Source organism: Pedobacter duraquae (assembly GCF_004362245.1).
Lineage (GTDB): Bacteria > Bacteroidota > Bacteroidia > Sphingobacteriales > Sphingobacteriaceae > Pedobacter > Pedobacter duraquae.
Genome location: NZ_SNWM01000008.1, coordinates 38765 through 60666, shown reverse-complemented (window position 1 = coordinate 60666; position 21902 = coordinate 38765). Strand labels below are relative to the sequence as shown.

Below are 21902 nucleotides of genomic sequence, written 5' to 3'. Positions count from 1 at the left end.
AACACTTTAAAACTTATAGTTGTATGATAGTCTTATTAAAAATTGCGAATTTCCTTCTCCTATTCCGATATTACTAGCTGATTCCCTGCTTGTTTCATTGTGTTTTTTATTTTACCTTCGCTGTACCCTAGTACAAAGAATCTTTACAATACCCTATGCCGACTAGATACTTTCCGAATACAAAACCAGAGCCCCATATCTTGGATCAGGCAATGAGTTTCCTTAGCATTCTCCACCCTATCAGTGATGAGCTAAAGAAAAGTTTCCAGGAGAAAACCTTCGCGGTAACCATGCCTAAAAACAGCAGCCTCATCAAGGAAGGGGAAATAAGCCAATACGTCTATTTTCTTATTTCAGGTATTGTTACGGGCTATCGCTTACGTGGTCCTGAAAGACTTACTACTTTTATTTCGGTTCCAGGAGATGTGATTTCCGCTATACAAGGCATTTATGGTGGCGTACCGTCAAAGGATAACATGGTTACCGCTACCGACTGCTATTTTGTTGCACTGCGCACAGAAGACCTGCTCCTATTTTACGAACTATACCCGGAGATGAATATCATCGTTCGCAAAATCCTGGAAAGTTATTACCTTATAGCACATGAGCGTGCCGTAGTAATCAGAATGGGCAGCGCCAAAGAGAAATACGCCTATTACCTAAAAAATCTAACCACCGCTACAGATGATGTACCGGTAGCTATTATCGCTTCATTTCTTGATCTTAAAACAGCTACGCTCGAGAAAATCATCCGCGATGAAGCAAGACATAAGTTACAGCCCGAGACAGATGTAATTTCCCTACTGGAGCGCATCATGACCGAAGGAAAGGTATTTCAACAAAAGCGGCTCACCTTAAAAGGTCTTGCTGCGGAGCTTGGTATCAGCGCTCACGAACTGTCGTCGCTCCTCAACAGCCACTACCACCAGCGCTTCTCCGATTTCATCAATACCTTCAGGATAAATTACGTGAAAGACCAGCTCAAAAGCGTAGTGCCCCTGCAGCAATTAACGATTGAGGCGCTTGGCGACGAAGCCGGCTTCTCTTCCAAAAGCACTTTCTTCTCCGCATTTAAAAAACACACCAGCAGAAGCCCGCTGGAGTTTGCAAGAGAAACTGCTTAGCAAAGTAATATTTATGTCCTTCGGCTTTTCTGTTAATTACCCAGAATTCTAGAAATTGCTATAAAAAACTAGCAAAATTCGCGAAAATTGAGTGTTCCAGCACTCGATTTTATAAATAGCATGCTAATACCGTGAAAACACCCTTTAACATTCAGTGCAAGCCCCCTCTTCATAATAATCTCTGTTGCTGATCTTTATACCAGATCAAACAGTAACAAATCATGGAAACAGCAACTACATTGAGTAAAAGAGAAATAGAGATCCTACAACTACTACCTGAAGGACTTAGCAGCGAAGAAATTGGATGGCAATTGTTTATCAGCACCTTCACCGTGCAAACACATCGCCGCAACCTGATGCGCAAGTTGGGCGTAAATAACGCGCAACAGGCCATCCGCTGGGCATATTCACAAGGATTAGTAAAAATCAGCTAAAAATATTACGCTGTACTAAGCTGCGCTAACGTTTAAAGTTAAACGCATAAGCAACGCGGATCGAAGCAATCGGCGTAGCCCCGTTACCTACACTACGCTCAACATTTATCAGATCCGTATTGAATGAAAACTCAAACTTATTACGGTTATCAACCATCAGCTGATAACCAACACCCGCGTTGCCACCAATACCAAGGCCAGCTAAATCTTCGTTGCCTCCTGCCGCATAGAAAGTAGGGCCTAATTTAGCGTACAAACTCGGAATGATATAATATCGCGCCGCGAAATTAACCGTCAAAAGATCAAGTGATGACACATTGCTAAAGTAAAACGTTTCAGTAGGTGTGATCCACACCTCACGTTTGCTGTTAATCTTATCGTAAGCTACTGAAGGCTCAATTGCCCATTTATCACCAATAGCAATGGTGCCCTGTAATCCAAGACCACCACCAAACTTGTACGTATCGGCGAAGGGTTTATTTACGCCATAGCGGATGCCGATGCTGCTCCTGGCTTGAGCGTAACTCTGCTGAACTGAAATTAATAATAGTGATAGTGAGCCTAGCGCGACCAGTGAAAATTTTGTCATAATAATAAGTTACTTCCCATCAAGCTTCTTAATGATGGCATCTTTAACCTCTATCGGCCTTCCAGCCTCGTCATAGATAATCTCCAGGGTAACCAGGAACATCTCTCCCGTGGGCAGTTCTTTACGCCAATAACCGCCATCTTCAGCAAACTGCAGATAGAAAGGGTTGCCCAACTCAAAAGCACGTTGCCTGCCCAACTCGTGTATATTCTTCATGTTTTTCAACAAGTCATCAAGTACAGATCCCATAATCAGGAAGATTTATACGGTAAATATACAAAAGCATTAAATGTGCAGCAAATGGAACTCCAGCTACACCGAACCTACTTAAACAATACCGCGCCAGCAGTTGCACCATTCTTCAATTCAAGATCTTTTTTAGCAAGTTTACCATCAGTATTAGAAACAGAAACCTTGGATACATTTGCACCATCAAGGCTCAGCAACACATCTGCACCTTTCACATATTGTAGACCGTCTACAACAAAGTCTTTACTATTATTAACCGATATAACTGGGATATTGCTTTTCGTTACCAGCTTCAAATTCTTCAGGTTAATACCTGCAGTTTCAGATAACTCCACACCTGTATTTGCCACCAAAACAGAGTTGCTTACGGTGATATTTTGAATCGGCATTTCCGACAATCCCCGGATAAATATTCCTTTTACCGCACCGTTACAGAAAATCCTGTCGAACACCATATTCTTAAATACCGGAGTTCCTTCATTAACTACAGGCGTCTGGTCGCGCTTGCTATCTGTAGCGAACTTCACAAAATACCACATGTCAAAAAATATCGCTTCCTGCAATATGTTCTTCATAAAAATATTACGCGCATAGATATTTTCTACCACGCCACCACGACCTCTTGTCGATTTAAACCTTAATCCTTTATCGGTCCCCAAAAACGTACAATTTTCAATAAACAAGTTGCGCACGCCACCGCTCATTTCGCTACCTACAACTACACCCCCATGACCAGCATACACCGTGTTCCCTCTAATCACGCCGTTCTCTGTAGGTACACCACGTTTCCTGCCTTCTTCATCTTTACCAGATTTGATGCAGATCGCATCATCACCCACATCCAATACGCAGTCTTCAATCAAAAAGTTCTTTACAGATTCAATATCCATCCCGTCACCATTCTGTGCATATTCAGGGTTCTTCACCATTACCTTGCGGATGGTCAGATCCTCACAAACTATCGGATGCAAACACCAGGCACCAGAATTCTGGAAAATTACGCCCTCTAACAAAATCCTTTTACAGTTCTTCAGCACCAATAAATTCGGACGTAGAAAATCCTTCATATCCTCAAACTCGTTCAGCTTTTTACCGGGCACCAATAACATGCTTTTACCTTCTTCCTGTGCGGCTTTATATTGCGCGCTCGGATACCATGATTTCCCATCGGTACTTAAAACGCCTCCCGAAGCGATCTTTTTTTTCCAATGTTCTTCTGTCACCTGTCCTCTGCCTACTGCTCTCCAAATATCACCATTACCATCAATTACGCCGTTTCCGGTAATTGCAATATTGGTTAACCCGTTTCCATTGATTGGCGATTCGTTTCTTGCGGCGCTTCTGCCTTCATAGTCGCCGGCAACAATCTTGTATTGCGACTTATCGTCGGTAAACATCAACGTAGCTCCTTTACTCAGGTGCAGGTTCACATTGCTTTGCAGATACAGCGGCCCTGTCATCCACATGCCGGCAGGCACAAGTACCACTCCCCCACCTTTCTTACTACAGTCTAGCAAAGCCTGATTAATTGCCGCAGTATTTAAAACAACACCATCGCCAACCGCTTTATAGCGTATAATGTTTACCGTATCCTTTTTAAAGGAGGTCTTAGCAACAACAGGCAAATTGTTCCAGTTAAAAGCGTTTGCTTTTTTAGCTTGTCCGTTCGCTCCAATTGTTGCAGCAAGCAATACAAAACCGATTATCTTTTTTCTCATAGCATTAAAAGCTTATTTATTTGATGCGGGTATTATATTCATTTCAATCATCCAGCGTTCGCACAGTTGCGTCCACATATCTGCAGAGCCGGGGTTGTTACGAAGCGCGATGGCATGTGCACCCTGAGGAAACACATGCAGTGTGCTCGGCACTTTGTGCGATAGCAACGCTTCAAAAAACATTAGACTGTTGTGCGGATCTACCGATTTATCATTAAAAGCATCAGCAATAAATGTTGGCGGCGTCTTATCCGTTACCTGCAGCTGTGTAGAAAACTGCTTGATCTGTGCTTCAGTCGGTTTCTCGCCCAGTAAATTATTTAAACTTCCTTTATTTGCATATTTGCCCATATCGATAACTGGCGACACCAAAATCATAAAGTTGGGTTTTGGAGAAACCTCGTTGAGCTCATCACCAATTTTAGCCAGATCCGTAAGCACAGTACCCGTCAGCGTAGCCAGATGCCCACCAGCCGAAGACCCCTGGATTCCTATCTGATCTGGTTTAATACCCCATTTCGCCGCATTGCTCCGCACATATTTTATGGCGCGTTGCGCATCTTGTAAAGGCCCGTCTTGTCGTGTTACCAGATCCTTATCATTCGGCAATCTGTAATTTAAAACAAAAGCAGTAACGCCCATGGTGTTAAACCATTTGGCAAGTTGCGTTCCGCTGATGATATAAGCCAGTCGTTCGTAACCTCCCCCCGGACAAATGATTACCGCAGCACCTTTGTTTTCAGTAACCGAAGGGAAAAAAGCGTACATGCCTGGCGTCCCTACTCTAAACACCCGCTCATTGGCAATGCTATCGGGCAGTTTCATCCCTTTTGTATTTGGCATTTTGCCAGCTGGCCAGATCGGGATAAACTCCTGTGCATTCGCCGTACCAACAAAGAGCAATGACAGTACTAAAAAGCTTCTAAATATTTTCATATACCGAGATTAAGATAAAGGATTCCAGTCGCCAAATATATTTTTAAGCGTGTATTTCTTGATGTCAGATTTAGTTAATTTTTTAGCCCAGGATACCCGTTTGCTCTGATCAGAACCCGGACCGCTGCTTTCCCATTCTGCATAAAAAGCAGTTTTTTCTTTCGCGGGAAACATTGGATCGCCCGGCCATGCATGCCAGCCTACAGGAATAATATGTTTGTCCATTTCTGTGCGGATAAAAACAGTTTTTGCGTAAGAACGCCAAGGCCTGCCCAGATAAACCTGATCTACGCCATCTGCCGCAATTAACTTGCAGTCAAAAAACACATAGCCAAATTGCTGTTGCGGTGTTGTAGAAGCAGCAGTAATATAAGAGTTTGTTAAACTTTTGATCGTGCAGTTACGAAACACCACAGTAGCCTCACCAAAAATAAAATCTGTAGTGCCCGTAATCAGGCAACCTTCAAAATAGTTTCTGCCATCTTTAGCCGTATATAACGTATCCTGATTACCAAATATCGAACATTGGATCGCTCTAAACCGGTCAGACTCCACACAAAGGGCTACTGCTTGTCCAACCCTCCCTGCCGTATTTTCAATAGTCAGGTTTTGCAAGGTGCAGTCATTGCCTTGTACCAATACGGTATAAGAAGTGTAGGTGCTGTACTTCGGATTTCCGGTAAAATCTTTCCCTGGAAAGGCCTTGCCAGAATAATCATCACCAGTAATAATTGTCTTCTCACGATCTTCGCCTACCAGTGTGATGTTTTTTTTCCATGCCGGGATCACAAGTTTCTCATGATATACCCCAGCTTTAATCTGGATGCGCACATTTACCTGCGAGTGATCGCGTACAGCGTTAACAGCTTCCTGAATGGTTTTGAATGTTCCGCTGCCATCTTGTGCAACAACAATATTTGAGGGTGTTGTTGCCACCTGAGCACTTGCACCCAGGGCAAGTATCAGCAACATTAAACAGACTTTAATAGATTTTAGGTTCATATCCACAAGTTTAACCATCCATAATAGGCGCAATATAACTGCTATTACCGATGGGATTGTATTTGGTATAACAATCTTACAAACTTTGCGCTGGACTAAGTCCTCAACTCCCGGAATAATTTATGCAAACGTTTGCTAAAAATTTATCAAATTTTTACCAGTTAGATTTTCAGTGCTTAAATTCATTCGAACTAATATCAATTTTGTCGCGATACTTAGTATTGCGACAATTATTACCCTATTTTGTCGCGATACTAAGTATCGCGACAGTATTGCGACAAAATTATCGCGATATCCAAATTTAGACAGCCTTTGCTACCTGATACTTCACTTAGAACCTTACCGAAACTGAAGCCCTGATGCTGAAAGGTGTTCCTGGCGTAAAATGAATCTCTTCAACGCTAGCTGCCTCATTCTGCAGCCTGGATTCAGTAGCAAATTGCGTTTCATTCCATCTTGTGTTAAAGATGTTATCAGTAACTACACCAAAAGTAAATCTGCCTATGCTATAGTTCACATTGCCATCAGTAATAAAATACCCTTTAGCTACTATCGAATTGTCTTCATTTGCCGGGCGACTGGCTAAGTATCTTGAACGAATGCCTCCCGAAAAACGTCCAAGGTCTTTGATACTCAGTCCGCCGGTAAAAGTAAATTTAGGTGCCAATGGAATATAGTTTTCTCCTGAGGGATTATCCAAAGAACGTCCATGTGTATACGTTGCATCCCCGTTCAGGAATAACCAATTCGTCAATTGATAACGCAAGCCCAGGTCAACCCCCTTTCTCGCAGTTCTCCCACTAGGCTCTACAACCCCTTCATCACCAACATAGACAAATTCCTGCTGCAGATACAAATACCACAACGCCGCATTTACAATCAGTCGCTCTGCAGGCTTCCAGCTTGTACCCAAATCCGCACCATACGCTGCCGGCAATATTTTATAACCCTGCTGCGCAACTACAACTCGCGTATCATTGCTGTGGAAGCCTTTTCCTAATTTCAGGAAAAACTGAAGGTCTTTATTTTGATTGTATAAAAAATTTAACTTCGGACTCAGCGTTGCTTTGCCCTGCTTAGACACAGCAGCATTCGAAAGTAAATCTGCATACCGGAAGTTCAGGTAATCCACCCGTACTGCTGGATTGATCATCAGTTTGCCCATTTCATATTCGGCATTCAAATAGCCGTATCCATTGGTCTCGTTTATATTACCCAGCATCAAACGGTCAATTGTCGTTGTACGATTTGTAGTATGGGATAGTTCAATTCCATTAACATCATCATAGCGTAAGCCCACACCACCCTGTAAAGTTAAGTCGGCCTTACCAACGGTATACTTTTTATTCAAAACAGATTCAAAGCCTAAAATATTCCGATCTTCCTTTTGTTTAATCTGATCTCCGTTTACAGGGTCGTTTAAAAAGAATGTAAAGTTAGAATATAACTCAAAGCGATACCTGCTATAAAATGCAGACGTCTTAAGCCAGGTTGCGGCATTAAAGTATGTACTGTACTGCACATTGATATTGGTTCGACCAGTTTCACCACCTTCATTGCTATCAATAGCGCCAAATCGCGTTATCAAACCTTCGTCTACCGCGCGTTGCGGAATCTGTCCAGAGGCATTCCATTTACTGGAAAATGTAGATGCAGAAAACGACAGCTTATCTCCGTTAGCGAAATTAACCCCATACTTTCCAAATAGATTTAGTCGTTTAAAATTCTGTGGCGACTCAAAGTATCCGTCTGTCTTAATATAATCAGCAGCAAGATATGCAGCCTGCTTGGTTGTATTCACCAGATTAAATAGACCCAGCGCTTTATAAGTGTTAAACTTTCCGGCTTCCAGGGTGATGCTGCTGTTGTCTAACCTATCTTTTGTTTCAAAAGCTACGTAACCCGCTGTAGCCAGGTTTCCTTTATTCGCATGATAAGGACCTTTGTCAAAATCAATCTGACCAACGGTTTCAGGAATTAGAAAGTGTAAATCAGCGTAGCCCTGCCCGTGTGCGTGACTAACCATATTGACCGGCATTCCATCCACAGCGATATTGATATCTGTTCCATGATCTAAATCAAAACCTCTTAAAAAGAGTTGCTCGGCCTTGCCACCTCCGGCATGCTGACCAATAAATAATCCCGGCACCTTGCGCAGCAGTTCCTGAGATGAACTTACCGGACTGGTCTGCAGATCTACCGCAGCCACAGTTGATAGATGATTGATTCCTTCAGATACGATAACTTCGTTTAACTGGAAGGCAGATCCAGCTAATTTAACCACTACCCTTTCTTGTCTATATGATAATTTTACCGGTTTATAACCAACATGACTGATGCGGATAGAATCCCCGGGCTTGTTATTTTTCAAAACAAACATGCCTAGCTCATCCGTATGTGCATGACTGCCTGATCTCAGGTTAGACAAATAAACGCCAGAAACCGGAATAGAATCGCTATTAAGGACCACGCCCTTAAAATCTTGAGCGAGAGCAGATGATAAAGCTATAAAAAGAAAAAAAGACAGGTAAAGGTATTTCATGCGTTGAATTAAAATATCGAATCGACGCGAAAATAGTAAAAAACGGTTACCCCTAAAGGAGCAACCGCCATTATAAAACAACCTATTCTAACCACTTATTTTACCTGCACTACAAATATCTGCTAATCCTGATCAACAAAATTTAAAGAATCGACGAATAGCAGATTTGTAGCGACGAATACCTACTTGAAAATCTAGTCCTAATACAAAACTTTCCATTTAAATAAATAATGCAAAAAATCTGAAAGTATTGGCTTCAAAATAAATATCGAGTAAATTGCACCAGATCTATTACATCTACATGATAAGTCAGGCCAATCTCGCAAAAAAGGAATCCCTATTAAGAGAAATTGAACGTAGCCTCAATGAAGTCAAGCTGATTCGCCAAGGAAAAATCAGATCCCGCGCTATGTCTGATCTTTTAATTATTTCCAAATAATGTCAGAAAACTTTCAAGAAAAAGACGCCGGAGAGCAGTTCGAAAAAATCATAGATTGGAACAAAGTTAAAAAAGACTTCAAGAAAACGGTTTGCGTAATCATGGTTTGCATAGCATGCCTGGCTGGTTTTATCACTTACAACACTGTCCAAGAAAACAAACTTAAAAATGCGGTTACCGCAAATAACACCATTACTTCGCTTCAACAAAAGATTCAATCTGCTTATACAACTTTTCCTTATCGCTAGGTTGCATTGCAGTATCATTTAAAATCTTTCCGTTCTTGATGATCATGTACCTCGGAATAGAATAACTCTTCCCATCATAAAACCTATTAATGATATCTTTTTGGAGTGATGGGCTTACACGAATATGTTCACCGGTTAAGCCGTAAAACTTGATCATATTTTTCCACTGTTCATCAGCATCATCCCTATCCATTGAAATGTATAACATAGCTATGTTTTTCGACTTCAGGTACGACTTCAGTTCCTTACCAAATGCAAATTCCTCCTTACATGGCGCACACCATGTTGCCCATAAGTCAACATACACCGTCCTGTCTTTATAATTTTTTAACAGCGCATCAAAAGACGCATAAGCGTTCCTGTCCAGCACTTGCTCTTCAGCGTTCAATTCAGTTTTTGACCTGGCGTGAAAAGCGATCGATTCATTAATTAAGGGTGTTAAAAAAGTAGTGTACTTGCTATTCGGAAAACGCGTTGTAAAGCGATCATAAAGTTTCACCAGTTGCTGGTTATAGTCGCGCTCCATAGCCTCATTAAAAAGATAATGTGCCAGTAAATATTCTTGCGTTGATCCAGAAAAGCTGCGTTCAATTTCAGCATAATAAACCTCATGATTGTTCTCCTTAGTCACAGGGCTTTTCAGGCCTGCCTTTTCCTTTAAATACACAGCCTTGTACCAGGAAATATAATCCCGTACATAATCATAAAAATCAGAAGCTATAACAGCATTTGGATCGTCGAGCGGGAATAACTTAAATACCTCCGGCCAGGCTTTCTCATACTCAGGATCCATCGTCGCTTTATAGTCCCTATGGCCCTTCGGAAACGAGCCACGAGCATATTGAACAAAAACTGCAGCGCCATACACTGCTCCATAATAGTACCGAATCTCTGTGGAGGCGTACTTATAAAAAGCAGGTGTTATCTGTTTCAGCTTCAAGAGCGAATCCATCGGCGTCAGCTCCTTTTGCATGTCACGCAGTACAGCAGATTTAACCGCCCCAACAGCACTATCCTGTTTAAAGTAAGAATTAGCCTTATATTGGTAAAACGGATGATTTAACTTATTTAACAACAGATTTCCGGCAGCATTTTTACCGGTAAAAGAGACTACCTTTTGCTTAGCAGAATAATCAATCTTTACTTCAATACTTTCCCCTGGCTCCACAAATACATTTTCAAAACGCTTACCGCTAACCACAAACACATTGCTGGGTTTGCTGAGTGTATTTGCATATACGGCAGTACGGTTTTTGTCTAATGCCTTCGGCGATCCGTTCTTCCAAAAGAAATAATTGACATCACCTGTTGGAAAACTAACCATAACCGTGGAGTCAGGATTTCCGACTACAGTAACCTTGATCGTTTGTGCCTGCGTAGCGCAGAACGTAACCATCAGCAAAAAAAGGAACAAGTTCTTCATTATCGTTGATTTTAAGGGAGTTTAACACCTTTAAGGTATCAATATCTATCTACAAAATCAAACCAGTTTTAAAAATTCGCATGAGCTGGTTCATGTGTGAATCATTTCTGTTACCTGTTGCAAATTTCATTTGCTATGAATAACTTTCCTTACACACAAATAAAACCAAATAACATGAAAAAATTACTCACGCTAGCAGCGGGTACATTGCTATTTCTGAGCAGTTGTGCCACCCGGGTCAATTACATTGGCCGAACCTACAACCCAACAACAGATGTGGAACTGTTTTTTAACACGAATGATGTTCCTAAAAAATTCGAAGTAATCGGCAAGATTCAGGGAGAAAATTATGGTTTCAGAAACTTCGAAAGGCTTCAGACCAAGATCGTTGAGGAAGCTAAAAAACATGGCGCAGATGCGATCATCATTTCAGGAATGGGTGACCAATTTTTAGGTAGCGAAAAGAAAACTACTACAGAGACCAAAGGTACAACAACCACATCCACTACAACCCGTGCAGATGCAACGGTACCTACAATTACAGCCGACTTCATTAAATATAAATAAACCGAATTTTGGAGCAGTGTGAAACTACACACTGTTCCTTATCCACAAAGGAACATCAAGGTAAGACTAAAATAAAAAAGCCCCTTAGGGGCTTAAATGAGACTGATCAAAAGAAACTTCTACCTTCTAAGGGCTGACCAAATTTTCCTTCTATCTCCAATTCTGAAGTAAATATAAATAAAATATTTCTAAATACAAAAATACCTTACCATTTAATCAGTCAAAAACACCCATAGCTACCAAATTTCGACCGTCAAATTTTTTCAGCGTTGATGAAACTCCATGAGTTTCCAACACATACTGACCAACACTAATTTTAAAATCATCTTTTTGCATGGCCGTAATAATCGTAACTTGGTATTTGTTGCTTTCCAAATGATGAAACTCAGTAACAATGTTCAATACGCCTGTTTCCCCAGCTTCTTGAAGAACAGTCCTAATAGCCCTAACCGATCTTTCAAAATTAACGAATGAAAAATTCTTTACCTTAAAGGAATAATAAATAAGATGCTGTATTGATCTCAACACCAAACTTTTAACATTTTCGACCTCTATACCCGCTCTTTTTCCATACTGGTCACCCAGTTGGACTCGATTATAGTAATGTTGATCGCACCAGATTTCCAAATCAATACGCTCTATACTATTTAAGATTTTTCTCGCTCTATTGGAACTCTTATTTTGAACATATTCAAGTTTATCAATAACTATCTCGCCAATTAGCTTATTTGTTATTCGTGGTCTACTTCCCATAGTATAGTACTAAACCCCCAATAACGTAAATAGAGAATAAATAGAAAAATAAACTTCTTTAGACAGGATCCTGCGTCACAAAATCTCCCCCTGTCAACAACAAAGCAAACAAAACACTTCCGATCCCAAATACAGCAAACACCATAAACAGTGTATTACCGGTACGGTCTTCAAATCGTCTATAAACCGGTCTCAGCACCATGTAATCTTCAGGAACGCGGTTCACCTTGTAACCAATCGCATGCTTATACGACTTCTCGTCGTAACTCTGCGGATAATTCTCAAAGTGATCAGGACGTTCATACTTGAACTCTGCTGCCTGTTGCTCACCATAACTATTGAGCTCACGAAATCGTAATTCTTTTTCCTGTTCCGGAATATTATAATCAAACCGTTGCGCAAAATCCAGTCCCAGCCAATATTTGGGTGCCTTAAAGTAATTAAACTGCGTAGTATCCCCCATCATGGGTGTCACTACATAAGCAGCATAATTAAGTTTTTTATTCGTCTCCCCTTGCCTGCGTTTTTCCCCTTTCTTATAACTGGAGCTATAAGATACATCAATATAGGTACCGGTGCCCCCTAAGGCTAATTGATACTGCTTAATCCTATAAAATCGCACACGGGGATACCTGGCTATATCTTCCACACGATTTACTTCCTGCAGCTTCGCGAAATACGAACTCATAAAATTCTGCGAAAAAACAATCATCAGCAGCGTAGTAAAAAAAGCAAAGCCTAACACCGCATGGCGGGCGCGAGGCTTGTCATATACTATCTTCTTCGTACGACTCCGCAATAAAATCAAGATTCCCGGCAACGGCATCAATACCGCAAACAACAGCTCCCATACTTTATCACTATACACAAAAACTTTAAAATGTATCGCAAACACCCAACGCAACAGCATTAACAACAAGACTGTTCCCCAGCACACATACACAAACATCGGCCCGGTGTGTTTTATTTTCGCCCAGTACGCACTCATGACTTTAACAATTCTTTGCTATAAAACTCACCTTCGGTAAGCTGAATGGCAAGCAATATAGTCCCAATACCAAAAGCACCAAACACCCATAACAGCAAATTGCCCGTACGCTCATCATAAGTTTCATAAACCGGACTTAGCACTACCGCATCTTCGGGAATAGTATAGAATTTATCACTCACTGATTTTAGATATAAAAATTGATGATCGCCGGCATTGAGATTCTCGAAATGATCTGGCTTTTGATATGCCGATGCGCGCGCCTGCGTTAAAAGGTACTGTACAAAATGAGTATAATACTCCTTTTTATGAGCTTCAGACACCGTATTGCTATAACGCTGATTGATGTGGAAGCCATACCAGTACTTAGCTGGTTTCTGCAAATCAACAATCGATGTGTCGTTCAACATCGGGAATACCGCATACCCATCAAAATTCAACCGCATACGTCCCCTACCACTTGTAGACACCCTTACAAAACGTCCCATCCATCGCTGCGGCAGGGCATAGTGACCAATCTTATAATATTTTACCAGGGGATGTCGATCTATCTCATTCACAGTCTTCACTTGACGGAGTTCTCCAAAATAGGCTGTAGTAAACATTTGAGAAATAACAAGCATCGCTACAATAACTATATAACTTATCATGGGCAACCCACGTTTATACTTCTTGTTCCGATAAACAATTGCCTTTGTTTTGATTGGCAGTACTAACAAAACCCCAGGTACAGGTACCAAGAAAGGCATCCAGATTTCCCAGAATGTATCGCTAAAATCAAATACCTTAAAATGTATGGCAAACACCCACCTCAACATCACCAACATTAAGGTCGTTCCCCAGCACACATACACAAACGTGGGCCATATATGCTTTACCTTAACTAAATAATTACTCATTTATTGAAATCTCCCTATTCCTCGTCTTCATTCGGCCTCAAAAAAATCGCATAGTAGATCACATAAAACCAACCGAATAAACCAGCAAGAGCAGAAACTAAAATAGAACCTGTTCTACCCCAGCAAATTGAAACAGCAAGCGCTGCGCCAATTACTACAAAAAGATTGGTAGAGTTCTCGGCCACATTGTTTTGCACATCTGCAAAACAAGCATGTCCAACCAATAGGAAGGAGAGCATTAAAAGTATTTTTTTCATATCATATTAAACCACGATATCAAGAGCGATTACATCGTAAATCTAATATTTTTTTTCGCTTAAACAACAAAACTATTCCAAACGCGAAAGCTGATAGTTACGAACCAATTTTCCGGCCTCAGATATCACCAATGCCCCATGCACATAATCGGCGTCGTCATCTTTACGGTACTCAATGGCAAAGCCCTGCTTACATTTACTCGCCGAACTCAGCGTATAATTATCCGGGGGTAGCGCCCACTCCAACTTTCCGGTTTGCACATTAATGCTTTGTACGATGATAGGCGAATTCGTGGCAGCAGTACTGGTTACCACAATCAGCAAATGACTCCCATCCTGATGTAGGATCTGAGGATTGAAATATTTCCTTCCCGGTGTCAGGTTCCGTCGCTGTGTTGATCTTGTTTTAGCTACATAACTGTTTTCAATCAACTGACTTTCCTTTCCCTCGTCAAAGTAATCACCCAAATAACCAAAGGTGAAGTCGTGCCGGTCAAACGTACTTTTCCAATATTTATCGGCCTCCGTAGCATCAGCGATCAATTTTCCCGTTTGCGGAAAATAGTTGTAGTTCTTGCCGTCATTGGTCATTATGTTGATCATCGGCTTCGTATAATCAAACTCTATCCGCGCTACGCCCGAGCCGAGCTCAGGAAAGTCTGCAAACATGCTTTTTGTCACATTAATCAGCTCATTAGTCTTGGTGTCTATCTTAAATAGCCTGTCGCTACAACCAACGGCCAAAATCAGATCTGGCGCAAAAGTCCGGAAGCTCAAGGAACAATTGTCTTTCCCCTGATTGCCACTTTTGATGATGTGGTCTGACAGCAGTTTACCATCCAGCACATTATTAAACTGCGCATGCACCTCCAACTCCGATTTATCGTTCCCCTTGTCAATATAATCAGTGCCCATTCTCAAATACACCGGATCGCCGGTTGCGGTATTTGTATAGACAAAGCTGTTGTAATAAGACCGCGGCATTTGATAAGGTGCAGGATCAGTATAGGAACTTATTTTTTGCGTCCTCAACACCATTCCCCCGAAATAAACGACCACGATCAATAACACCATGCCCAACAGAATATAAATGGGCGTTTTTGATTTGGTGGGCGCAAAAGAGTGTGTCGCAGGTGCTATCCTTTCATGGTGGTGATAAATATGCTTGTCATCATTATCCAGGAAATATTCAGTACCGCAATTCTGACATCTGTAGAATTCAGGCTTAATTTCTTGTTTGTTAACACTACCACATTTAGGGCACTGTATTGCTTTGATATCTTTGGCCATTTTTTAATTAGATGCTAACTTTATTTCCACCACTGGCGCCTCTCCTCGGCAATAGCAGCTTTAGACGCCGGCCTGTTATCATCGGATATCGCATTCACATAGTTTTGCCAGCCATATTTTTCATATTCCGGCGGAACAGTGATACCATCTACGTCACTAAAGGGCGAATCCGTGATCGTAATATCGCCAAACTGAAGTTGCTGCACAACATTATTGCCATAAGCAGTCCTATTCCCGGTAAATTGATTATTCCCATAACCGTCTATACCAAAATCCAGGGTGTCATAAAGTAGTTGATTCCGGCTATCAATGCAAAAATCGGTGGTCAGCTCGCCGCGAATCACACCGGCTCCAGGTGCCTTTTTATCTTCATCAATTGCCAGCGCGCAAATCATTTTCCCACGCTTATAGCCTTTATAGGTGTCGGGCGCATACGCGCTGCCCGCCTTAAATATCCCGGCTTGTTTCACGGTTAAAGTTCCCGTAAAAGTACGCACCTGATTGCCCACCCGCGTTTTCCCCTGCACATGGTATACATAAGGGTTGCTTTGGTCTTTGGTAACAGTAGTATAATGAATGTAAAACCGCTGATGGTTCTTGCCGAGTATCCCCAAAGGCTCAGGGAACGCTTCATACTTCTTTAAACTCAGCAACAATAACTGATCCGCCCGCCATAAGCCCGATAAATTATAAGCTTTAATACCCGTATAAAAGTTAGTCGTGCCCGCAGGCTGCGCTACACTTTTTATACTCAGCAAAAGCAGCAACAGGGATAATTGGTAGAGACGTTTCATAGCGATAGTTTGTACCTGTTAAACAACCACTACAACAAAACGTTTGCGCCAACATTAAATCCTAAATACTTATTATTGTGACGCGATGAGAATACCCTGGTTCCTTTGTCTGTTTTTGTTATGTATTTCCTGTACGCATAAGGAAGCTCCAACAGCAGCTTTTTATTATTGGAAAACGGTATATCAGCCAGATCGCACACAGAAAGAGCTGTTAGCCAAAGCTGGCGACAATAACCTCTACCTCCGGTTTTTCGATGTTACCTGGGACGAGCAGTTACATCACGCCCAGCCAAATGCAGTTACCCGCATATCCGCCAACTTAAAAACCGTAAACCTGACTCCGGTAATCTTTATAACCAACCGTGTTTTTGAGCGCTTACAAACATCAGAAACAGACAGTCTGGCAAAAAAATGCAGCACCCTGATATCCCAGATGGTTTCCAAGGCAAATTGCACCTATCGGGCAGTTCAGGTAGATTGCGACTGGACGGATACCACCAAAGACAAATACTTTGCTTTTTTAAAGGCTTTTCAACTGTATAATAAACATAGTCTGCAAGCTACCATCCGCCTCCATCAGGTTAAATACCGCGAACGTACCGGCGTCCCACCAGTAAACAAAGGCGTGCTGATGTATTACAACATGGGCAAAATCAGTTCAGGCCAATCCAGAAGCTCCATTTTTAATGAGCAGGATGCAGCCAAATATCTGGGCAGGTTAAGCACCTACCCCTTACCCCTGGATGTGGCCCTACCCCTGTTTTCCTGGGTCATCCACAGTCGCAATGGAAAAGTAATCCAGGTATACACCCAGATCAGCAGGAATGAATTAACAGATTCCAATTTGTTTGAGCACATCACCTCCGGTTACCGTGCGCGTACTAATTTTTTCATGAAAGGTGTTTACATCAAAAAAAACGATATTTTTAAGCCAGAAGAAACGAATATGGAGGTACTGCAAAAAGCAGCCGGTCAACTGGCAGATCAGCTACCTCCACTCCATAAAAGAACAATCATCTACTATGAATTGGCTACTATCAGCTTGCCGGAATTTACGCCCCAGGCGATCCATACAATCACTCATCGGTTTTAGTGTATTACTTTCTACCTGTGCCGGCGTGGTTTGGGCCTGCTCTGATTATGGTTACGATGATCCTTCGTCTTTTGCTCCGGAGTTTTTTGTCGACCAAAAATACAGCCCCTTTTTCTACGATAGTTACAACAGCTATTACCTCAATGCAGACACTGCCATAGTTGTTGACAATATCGACCGCTTTGCCGGGCCTATGGAAAAGGAATGGTCTGCTTACCTCGGCGGCCAGCTTAGCGCACAGCAATTACAATTCCTGCTCTTTAAAGCCAGCAAGACACAAATTGACTCTGTAAAAACAGAAGTCGTTGCCAACCTCAATGCGCAGGGCAAAATGTTCTTCAACTATCTGCCCCTTGCCAAAGATTGCGAGGTTTATAGTCTCAGCAAACCCGACTGGTATGATACTGACCATCAATCGCCTAAACCGGAACCCATAAACCTCGAAGACCGGCTCAACAATGCGCTTGCTGCCACCAAAGATCCCTTTATCCGGCAGCGACTATGGTTCCAACTCGTGCGGTATCAGTTCTTCTGGGATAAAACAGGAAAAAAGACGGCACAGGCATTTGACACCTATCAACAGGAATTTCCCCGTAACCTGATGTATTACCGCAGCCTCGGCTACCTGGCCGGCGCCGAATATGCACAGAAACGGTACGCGCAGGCCAACTATCATTATAGCCTCTGCTACAATTATACCTGGCAGATGTATCTGCCAAGTCAATGGAGCTTCCACCCGCAGGAAGAGGCCGACTGGAATGAGACTTTAAAGCTGGCTAAGAACCCAGAAGAAAAGATTACCTTATGGCATCTCCTGGGCATTCAATATGATGCACCACGCGCCTTGCAGGAGATCGTTAAACTTAATCCACGCTCTGATAAATTGGATCTGCTGCTCAGCAGAATGATTAACATCCATGAACTCGAGAGCGCTGCAAGAAGTAACGATGTCATAGACACCAGTCTGACTGAAGATATTCGCCTCGTCGATCGGATCGCCACCCGTACCGATCTGGCCAAACCATTGTACTGGCACCTTGCTGCAGGTTATCTGCATTACCTCAATAAAGAGTATCGCGCTGCCGCAACCTGGTACGCCAAAGCAAAGGCAGAACTACCCGCAGCAGATATTGACCTGCAGGCACAGTACAAACTGTTAAAGACCCTGCTCGATGTCCGCGAGCTCAAGAAACTGGATTATGCTGCCGAACAAAAACTAGTGGAACCACTGAACTGGCTGGCCGACCTCCGCGACAATAAAAAGTCTGTGCCTAATCTTAGGTTTAGCAACGCCCTGTCGGCAGTTACCCAAACCATCGGTACCTTATATCTAAAACAAAACAACAAACTAAAAGCGAATTGCTTTACCGAGGTCGATCGCTATTACGTAGATAGTATCCGGGTAGACTCCACAGAAAAACTCTTAATAAAAAGGGTAAAAACTCCGTTTGAGAAAGTCATGGTGCGCTATTATCCGCTAACTGCGCCGGATCTGTTTTACCACCAGGCACTACTGGCCATCTATAAAGAAAATATACCTTCGGCCATGCGCTTTATGGCGAAAGCACCCGGCCTCAAAGATCAGGTTTTGCTGGCTGATCCTTTTTACAGTCGACTGAGCGATTGCCACGATTGTGAGTTTGAAACACCAGTTAATAAATATACTGCAAGCACCTTCTTACAGAAAATCAGTGTACTCAAAGCCAATTTAAGAAGTGGCAAAAATCAATACCAAAATGCGTTGATGCTGGGCGGTGCCTATTATAACCTCAGTCATTACGGCACGGCACGCCAGTTTTTTCAAACCAAGATTACCGGAACCTATAGCTACGTTCCTGATGATTATCCCAAAGAATACAAGGGACTATTTATCAGACAGCGCCTTGCCATTAAATATTATCGCATAGCTCTAAATAACGCCAAAACCGCAGAACAAAAAGCCCGTGCTGTTTTTCTGTTGAGTAAATGCGAGCGCAATACCTACTACAACAGCTTTATTGGAAAGGAAGGATCGCCTGATGAAGTTCCTCCTGCCGGCCAGTGGTTTCAACTGTTAAAAAACAAGTTTAAGCATACCGCATACTACAAAGAAGTATTAGCAGAGTGTGGGTATTTCCGCAGTTATATAAATGCCCAGATCAGGTAGCGGCTATTAAAAATCGCGGTATAAGTTCCTGAAAGAACTGCGCAAACCGATAGTAATCAAATTTGTCTGTAAGTTAGTTACCGCACTCTTTTCGTTCCGGTAAATCCCGCTCAGCTCCACACGCAGGTTATATTTTGGATTGATCACGTAGGCGGCACGGACTTCGCCGAAGTATAGCTTGGTGGCTATCCCCTGACCAACAAAGTTCCCATACTTGTTTACATGGGTATTGTAATCCTTAAAAATATCGCCACCATAATTAAAACCTTCAGGATCGGTACCATAAAACGCATATAACGCCTGGGCCTGGAAATCAAACCTGCCGAAACTATAGTTCAGTAAACTTACAAACTCCCTGAAGTTAGCGCCTAAAGGATGTGCCAACGACTGGTTCATTTGTGCGTAGTTGGATACCCTGTTATAATGCGCATAGGTATACGGCCGGGCAGTATTAAACTCCAACAGGTAGTTCAGTTTATCAATATGCAAGAGGTTTGATCCACGGACACCCAGCTGTATGGCCGACTTGTTTGCCCAATAGCCACTTCCAGAAAAGAACTCTTTTGCCGTAAACTCATCAAACATAAACTGCCCGTAAACAGCTGTGTTTTCCGCCACCTCATACTTCGCATTAAAACCTATCCGCATTTTATCCGGAGAGGTGGTGTTTGCCCCTTCCAGGGGACGTAAAAAGATAAGCGGATGGATGTAATTGAAATCGAAGCCGCGCTTCCCCTCAGGATAAGCATCGGCCCAGGTTACCGCCTGGAAAAAGCCAAAAGAAAACCGCTCCGTTGCATTCCAATCCAGATAATGTATAGCTGCCCATTTAGCACGATCGCCCAGGCTCCTCACCTCCGTCAGCTTCTCCGCACCGGGATCCAGCATATACGCAAAGATCGTTTGATAGGTTACGTTGCCCAGATTGGCCCGCAAACGCAAAAACGTATAGTTGGCAGCATTGTCAGAAAGCAACATCGAGCGATAGCCATCTCCAATAAAGTTCTTGTCGTAGCCCAGCGCGATATTGAGGTGTTCAATAGGCGTATAAGAAAGCAATGCCGTTACATAAGTCCAGTCTTTGATCCGTTTATCAGGTTCCAGCCTGCCGCGAAGCTCACTCGGCACCACCTGATTTTTATCGATAAATCTGGTCATGTAATTACTGAATACACTCTGGTTCTCAAAAAAGTTCATGTAAAAAGAGAACTGGTCGCCAACGCTTCCTCCAGCCTGTGCACCCCTGCTATTCAACCAGGTTTGCGTACCATCTTTAAACTCCTTGCCTATCTGCCCATCGGGCAACAGATCCGCATAAAAATCATAGTCGTCGCCATGTGCGTTTAGCAGATGTTCGTCAGTCAGCTTCCTGCGCAACCACGACCTGCGTACCCGCAGATCGACATTCTCATTCATCAAGTTATAATACTTTTCCTGCAGCAGTGGGTCATCACTAAAATAGCCCCTGATGGAGCTATGAAACCTTGTTTCCGGACTGTACACTTCCGGATTCAGCTTTTGATAAAACTGATAGGAATAAGGCATAATCTGGTTTGGCGTCTCTTGTGCGTTCACACTAATTGTAAGCCCAAGTACCAGCAATAGCAAAAAAATACATGTCACGCTCTCAACGCTCTTAACGCTCTCGGCGTTCTCAACACGCTCCCGGCGTAATCTCATATGGTATTATTTTCGTAATGCCGCAGCGATAGCCTGCTGGGCAAGAGGCTCCATGACGCTGTATCCAGCCTTGGTGGGATGAATCCCATCGGCGGCATACTCTGGCTTCATGCCTTTCTTATCATCAACTAATGCGTCGTAATAATTCAGGTAAATATGTTTGTTTTGAGCAGCGTAAGCTTTAATCCAAACATTCAGTGCGATTACTGAATCTGCAGGCATCACGTTCTTGTTCCAAGGGAAAGCGTTTGCTGGCAAAACAGAACTGAGTACCACTTTAATCTTATTAGCTACGGCGATTTCGCACATCGAGGCAATGTTATCCTGAATCATCTCCAGAGATGAAGGACCCGTATTGCCAGCAATATCATTGATGCCGCACAAAAATACAACGACCTTAGGTTTAAGCGCTACAACATCAGCCCTAAAACGCACCAACATTTGCGGCGTAGTTTGTCCGCTTATCCCGCGGTCGATATATGTATTAGTACTAAAAAAGTCAGGTGAACTCCTGATCCAGCCATCAGTAATCGAGTCGCCCATAAAAAGCACTCTTTTTTCTGAGGACGTTGGAGCAGGTAAGGCCGCATTTGCTGCGCGATAGCGTCCAAAGTTAGGCCAATCTGCTTTATCTTGGCCAAAGCCAGAAAAACCAGTTAATAACAGAGCTACTACAGAAAGAATATTTCTTTTTTTCATAACGAGGCGTTAGACCTGATTCAAATATAATA

20 protein-coding genes are annotated in these 21902 nt (G+C 42.5%); 5 read left to right on the top strand and 15 right to left on the bottom strand.

The window, feature by feature from the left end; genetic code table 11:
* Positions 1–155 precede the first annotated feature (155 nt).
* Entirely contained in the window at positions 156–1124 is a 969-nt protein-coding gene (locus tag CLV32_RS22725; protein ID WP_133559272.1) for a helix-turn-helix domain-containing protein, read from the top strand.
* Positions 1125–1345: 221 nt separating this feature from the next.
* Positions 1346–1558 carry a response regulator transcription factor gene (locus tag CLV32_RS22720; protein ID WP_133559271.1) on the top strand — a complete coding sequence of 71 codons (213 nt, stop codon included), beginning with the start codon at positions 1346–1348 and terminating at the stop codon, positions 1556–1558.
* Positions 1559–1583: 25 nt separating this feature from the next.
* Here CLV32_RS22720 and CLV32_RS22715 read toward each other — a convergent pair whose 3' ends face one another.
* From CLV32_RS22715 to CLV32_RS22680, 7 genes are all read right to left on the bottom strand, one after another.
* Positions 1584–2147, bottom strand: a complete 564-nt coding sequence (locus CLV32_RS22715) for an outer membrane beta-barrel protein (protein ID WP_133559270.1) — start codon at positions 2145–2147, stop codon at positions 1584–1586.
* 9 nt (positions 2148–2156) lie between these two features.
* Positions 2157–2396, bottom strand: coding sequence for a hypothetical protein (locus CLV32_RS22710; RefSeq protein WP_133559269.1), 240 nt, complete (start codon positions 2394–2396; stop codon positions 2157–2159).
* Positions 2397–2470: 74 nt separating this feature from the next.
* Positions 2471–4114: a glycoside hydrolase family 28 protein gene (locus CLV32_RS22705; RefSeq protein WP_133559268.1), complete on the bottom strand. Its 1644-nt coding sequence runs from the start codon at positions 4112–4114 to the stop codon at positions 2471–2473.
* Positions 4115–4126: 12 nt separating this feature from the next.
* Positions 4127–5050 (bottom strand): alpha/beta hydrolase, encoded by a 924-nt coding sequence (locus CLV32_RS22700; protein ID WP_133559267.1) that lies wholly within the window; start codon positions 5048–5050, stop codon positions 4127–4129.
* Positions 5051–5059: 9 nt separating this feature from the next.
* Positions 5060–6052: a pectinesterase family protein gene (locus CLV32_RS22695; protein ID WP_133559266.1), complete on the bottom strand. Its 993-nt coding sequence runs from the start codon at positions 6050–6052 to the stop codon at positions 5060–5062.
* Between the two features lie 331 nt (positions 6053–6383).
* Positions 6384–8594, bottom strand: coding sequence for a TonB-dependent receptor (locus tag CLV32_RS22690; protein ID WP_133559265.1), 2211 nt, complete (start codon positions 8592–8594; stop codon positions 6384–6386).
* 631 nt (positions 8595–9225) lie between these two features.
* The gene (locus CLV32_RS22680; RefSeq protein ID WP_133559263.1) at positions 9226–10704 is read right to left on the bottom strand and encodes a TlpA family protein disulfide reductase; all 1479 of its coding nucleotides are present in this window, start codon (positions 10702–10704) and stop codon (positions 9226–9228) included.
* Between the two features lie 174 nt (positions 10705–10878).
* Between CLV32_RS22680 and CLV32_RS22675 the strand changes: the two genes are divergently transcribed.
* On the top strand, positions 10879–11271 hold the full coding sequence (locus CLV32_RS22675) for a hypothetical protein (protein WP_133559262.1): 393 nt from the start codon (positions 10879–10881) through the stop codon (positions 11269–11271).
* A gap of 216 nt (positions 11272–11487) precedes the next feature.
* Here the strand turns inward: CLV32_RS22675 and CLV32_RS22670 are convergent, their stop codons facing one another.
* From CLV32_RS22670 to CLV32_RS22645, 6 genes are all read right to left on the bottom strand, one after another.
* Positions 11488–12024, bottom strand: a complete 537-nt coding sequence (locus tag CLV32_RS22670) for a hypothetical protein (RefSeq protein ID WP_133559261.1) — start codon at positions 12022–12024, stop codon at positions 11488–11490.
* 58 nt (positions 12025–12082) lie between these two features.
* Positions 12083–13012 carry a hypothetical protein gene (locus CLV32_RS22665; protein ID WP_133559260.1) on the bottom strand — a complete coding sequence of 310 codons (930 nt, stop codon included), beginning with the start codon at positions 13010–13012 and terminating at the stop codon, positions 12083–12085.
* Positions 13009–13911, bottom strand: coding sequence for a hypothetical protein (locus CLV32_RS22660; RefSeq protein WP_133559259.1), 903 nt, complete (start codon positions 13909–13911; stop codon positions 13009–13011). Before CLV32_RS22660 ends, CLV32_RS22665 begins: the two co-directional genes overlap by 4 nt.
* Before the next feature lie 14 nt (positions 13912–13925).
* Entirely contained in the window at positions 13926–14168 is a 243-nt protein-coding gene (locus CLV32_RS22655) for a putative periplasmic lipoprotein (protein WP_133559258.1), read from the bottom strand.
* A gap of 72 nt (positions 14169–14240) precedes the next feature.
* Complete coding sequence (locus CLV32_RS22650; RefSeq protein ID WP_133559257.1) at positions 14241–15458, bottom strand: hypothetical protein; 1218 nt, start codon at positions 15456–15458, stop codon at positions 14241–14243.
* A gap of 20 nt (positions 15459–15478) precedes the next feature.
* Entirely contained in the window at positions 15479–16252 is a 774-nt protein-coding gene (locus tag CLV32_RS22645) for a hypothetical protein (protein ID WP_133559256.1), read from the bottom strand.
* A gap of 85 nt (positions 16253–16337) precedes the next feature.
* On the opposite strand from CLV32_RS22645, the gene CLV32_RS22640 reads away from it, so the two are divergent.
* Positions 16338–17345, top strand: a complete 1008-nt coding sequence (locus CLV32_RS22640) for a hypothetical protein (RefSeq protein WP_133559255.1) — start codon at positions 16338–16340, stop codon at positions 17343–17345.
* Positions 17275–19491 carry a hypothetical protein gene (locus CLV32_RS22635; protein WP_133559254.1) on the top strand — a complete coding sequence of 739 codons (2217 nt, stop codon included), beginning with the start codon at positions 17275–17277 and terminating at the stop codon, positions 19489–19491. The genes CLV32_RS22640 and CLV32_RS22635 overlap by 71 nt, the downstream gene beginning before the upstream one ends.
* 6 nt (positions 19492–19497) lie before the next feature.
* On the opposite strand, the gene CLV32_RS22630 is transcribed toward CLV32_RS22635, so the two are convergent.
* Together CLV32_RS22630 and CLV32_RS22625 are read right to left on the bottom strand one after the other, a co-directional pair.
* The gene (locus CLV32_RS22630; RefSeq protein WP_243732389.1) at positions 19498–21171 is read right to left on the bottom strand and encodes a gliding motility protein RemB; all 1674 of its coding nucleotides are present in this window, start codon (positions 21169–21171) and stop codon (positions 19498–19500) included.
* A 6-nt stretch (positions 21172–21177) separates the two neighbouring features.
* Positions 21178–21870: an SGNH/GDSL hydrolase family protein gene (locus CLV32_RS22625; RefSeq protein WP_133559253.1), complete on the bottom strand. Its 693-nt coding sequence runs from the start codon at positions 21868–21870 to the stop codon at positions 21178–21180.
* Positions 21871–21902 lie beyond the last annotated feature (32 nt).

Bases quoted from the DNA above. Each gene is read 5' to 3' on its own strand.
- CLV32_RS22640 (WP_133559255.1), top strand. From the start codon at position 16,338: ATGAGAATACCCTGGTTCCTTTGTCTGTTTTTGTTATGTATTTCCTGT.
- CLV32_RS22675 (WP_133559262.1), top strand. From the start codon at position 10,879: ATGAAAAAATTACTCACGCTAGCAGCGGGTACATTGCTATTTCTGAGC.
- CLV32_RS22695 (WP_133559266.1), bottom strand. From the start codon at position 6,052: ATGAACCTAAAATCTATTAAAGTCTGTTTAATGTTGCTGATACTTGCC.
- CLV32_RS22715 (WP_133559270.1), bottom strand. From the start codon at position 2,147: ATGACAAAATTTTCACTGGTCGCGCTAGGCTCACTATCACTATTATTA.
- CLV32_RS22670 (WP_133559261.1), bottom strand. From the start codon at position 12,024: ATGGGAAGTAGACCACGAATAACAAATAAGCTAATTGGCGAGATAGTT.
- CLV32_RS22725 (WP_133559272.1), top strand. From the start codon at position 156: ATGCCGACTAGATACTTTCCGAATACAAAACCAGAGCCCCATATCTTG.
- CLV32_RS22690 (WP_133559265.1), bottom strand. From the start codon at position 8,594: ATGAAATACCTTTACCTGTCTTTTTTTCTTTTTATAGCTTTATCATCT.
- CLV32_RS22635 (WP_133559254.1), top strand. From the start codon at position 17,275: ATGAATTGGCTACTATCAGCTTGCCGGAATTTACGCCCCAGGCGATCC.
- CLV32_RS22705 (WP_133559268.1), bottom strand. From the start codon at position 4,114: ATGAGAAAAAAGATAATCGGTTTTGTATTGCTTGCTGCAACAATTGGA.
- CLV32_RS22680 (WP_133559263.1), bottom strand. From the start codon at position 10,704: ATGAAGAACTTGTTCCTTTTTTTGCTGATGGTTACGTTCTGCGCTACG.
- CLV32_RS22710 (WP_133559269.1), bottom strand. From the start codon at position 2,396: ATGGGATCTGTACTTGATGACTTGTTGAAAAACATGAAGAATATACAC.
- CLV32_RS22625 (WP_133559253.1), bottom strand. From the start codon at position 21,870: ATGAAAAAAAGAAATATTCTTTCTGTAGTAGCTCTGTTATTAACTGGT.
- CLV32_RS22700 (WP_133559267.1), bottom strand. From the start codon at position 5,050: ATGAAAATATTTAGAAGCTTTTTAGTACTGTCATTGCTCTTTGTTGGT.
- CLV32_RS22660 (WP_133559259.1), bottom strand. From the start codon at position 13,911: ATGAGTAATTATTTAGTTAAGGTAAAGCATATATGGCCCACGTTTGTG.
- CLV32_RS22645 (WP_133559256.1), bottom strand. From the start codon at position 16,252: ATGAAACGTCTCTACCAATTATCCCTGTTGCTGCTTTTGCTGAGTATA.
- CLV32_RS22650 (WP_133559257.1), bottom strand. From the start codon at position 15,458: ATGGCCAAAGATATCAAAGCAATACAGTGCCCTAAATGTGGTAGTGTT.
- CLV32_RS22665 (WP_133559260.1), bottom strand. From the start codon at position 13,012: ATGAGTGCGTACTGGGCGAAAATAAAACACACCGGGCCGATGTTTGTG.
- CLV32_RS22720 (WP_133559271.1), top strand. From the start codon at position 1,346: ATGGAAACAGCAACTACATTGAGTAAAAGAGAAATAGAGATCCTACAA.
- CLV32_RS22655 (WP_133559258.1), bottom strand. From the start codon at position 14,168: ATGAAAAAAATACTTTTAATGCTCTCCTTCCTATTGGTTGGACATGCT.
- CLV32_RS22630 (WP_243732389.1), bottom strand. From the start codon at position 21,171: ATGAGATTACGCCGGGAGCGTGTTGAGAACGCCGAGAGCGTTAAGAGC.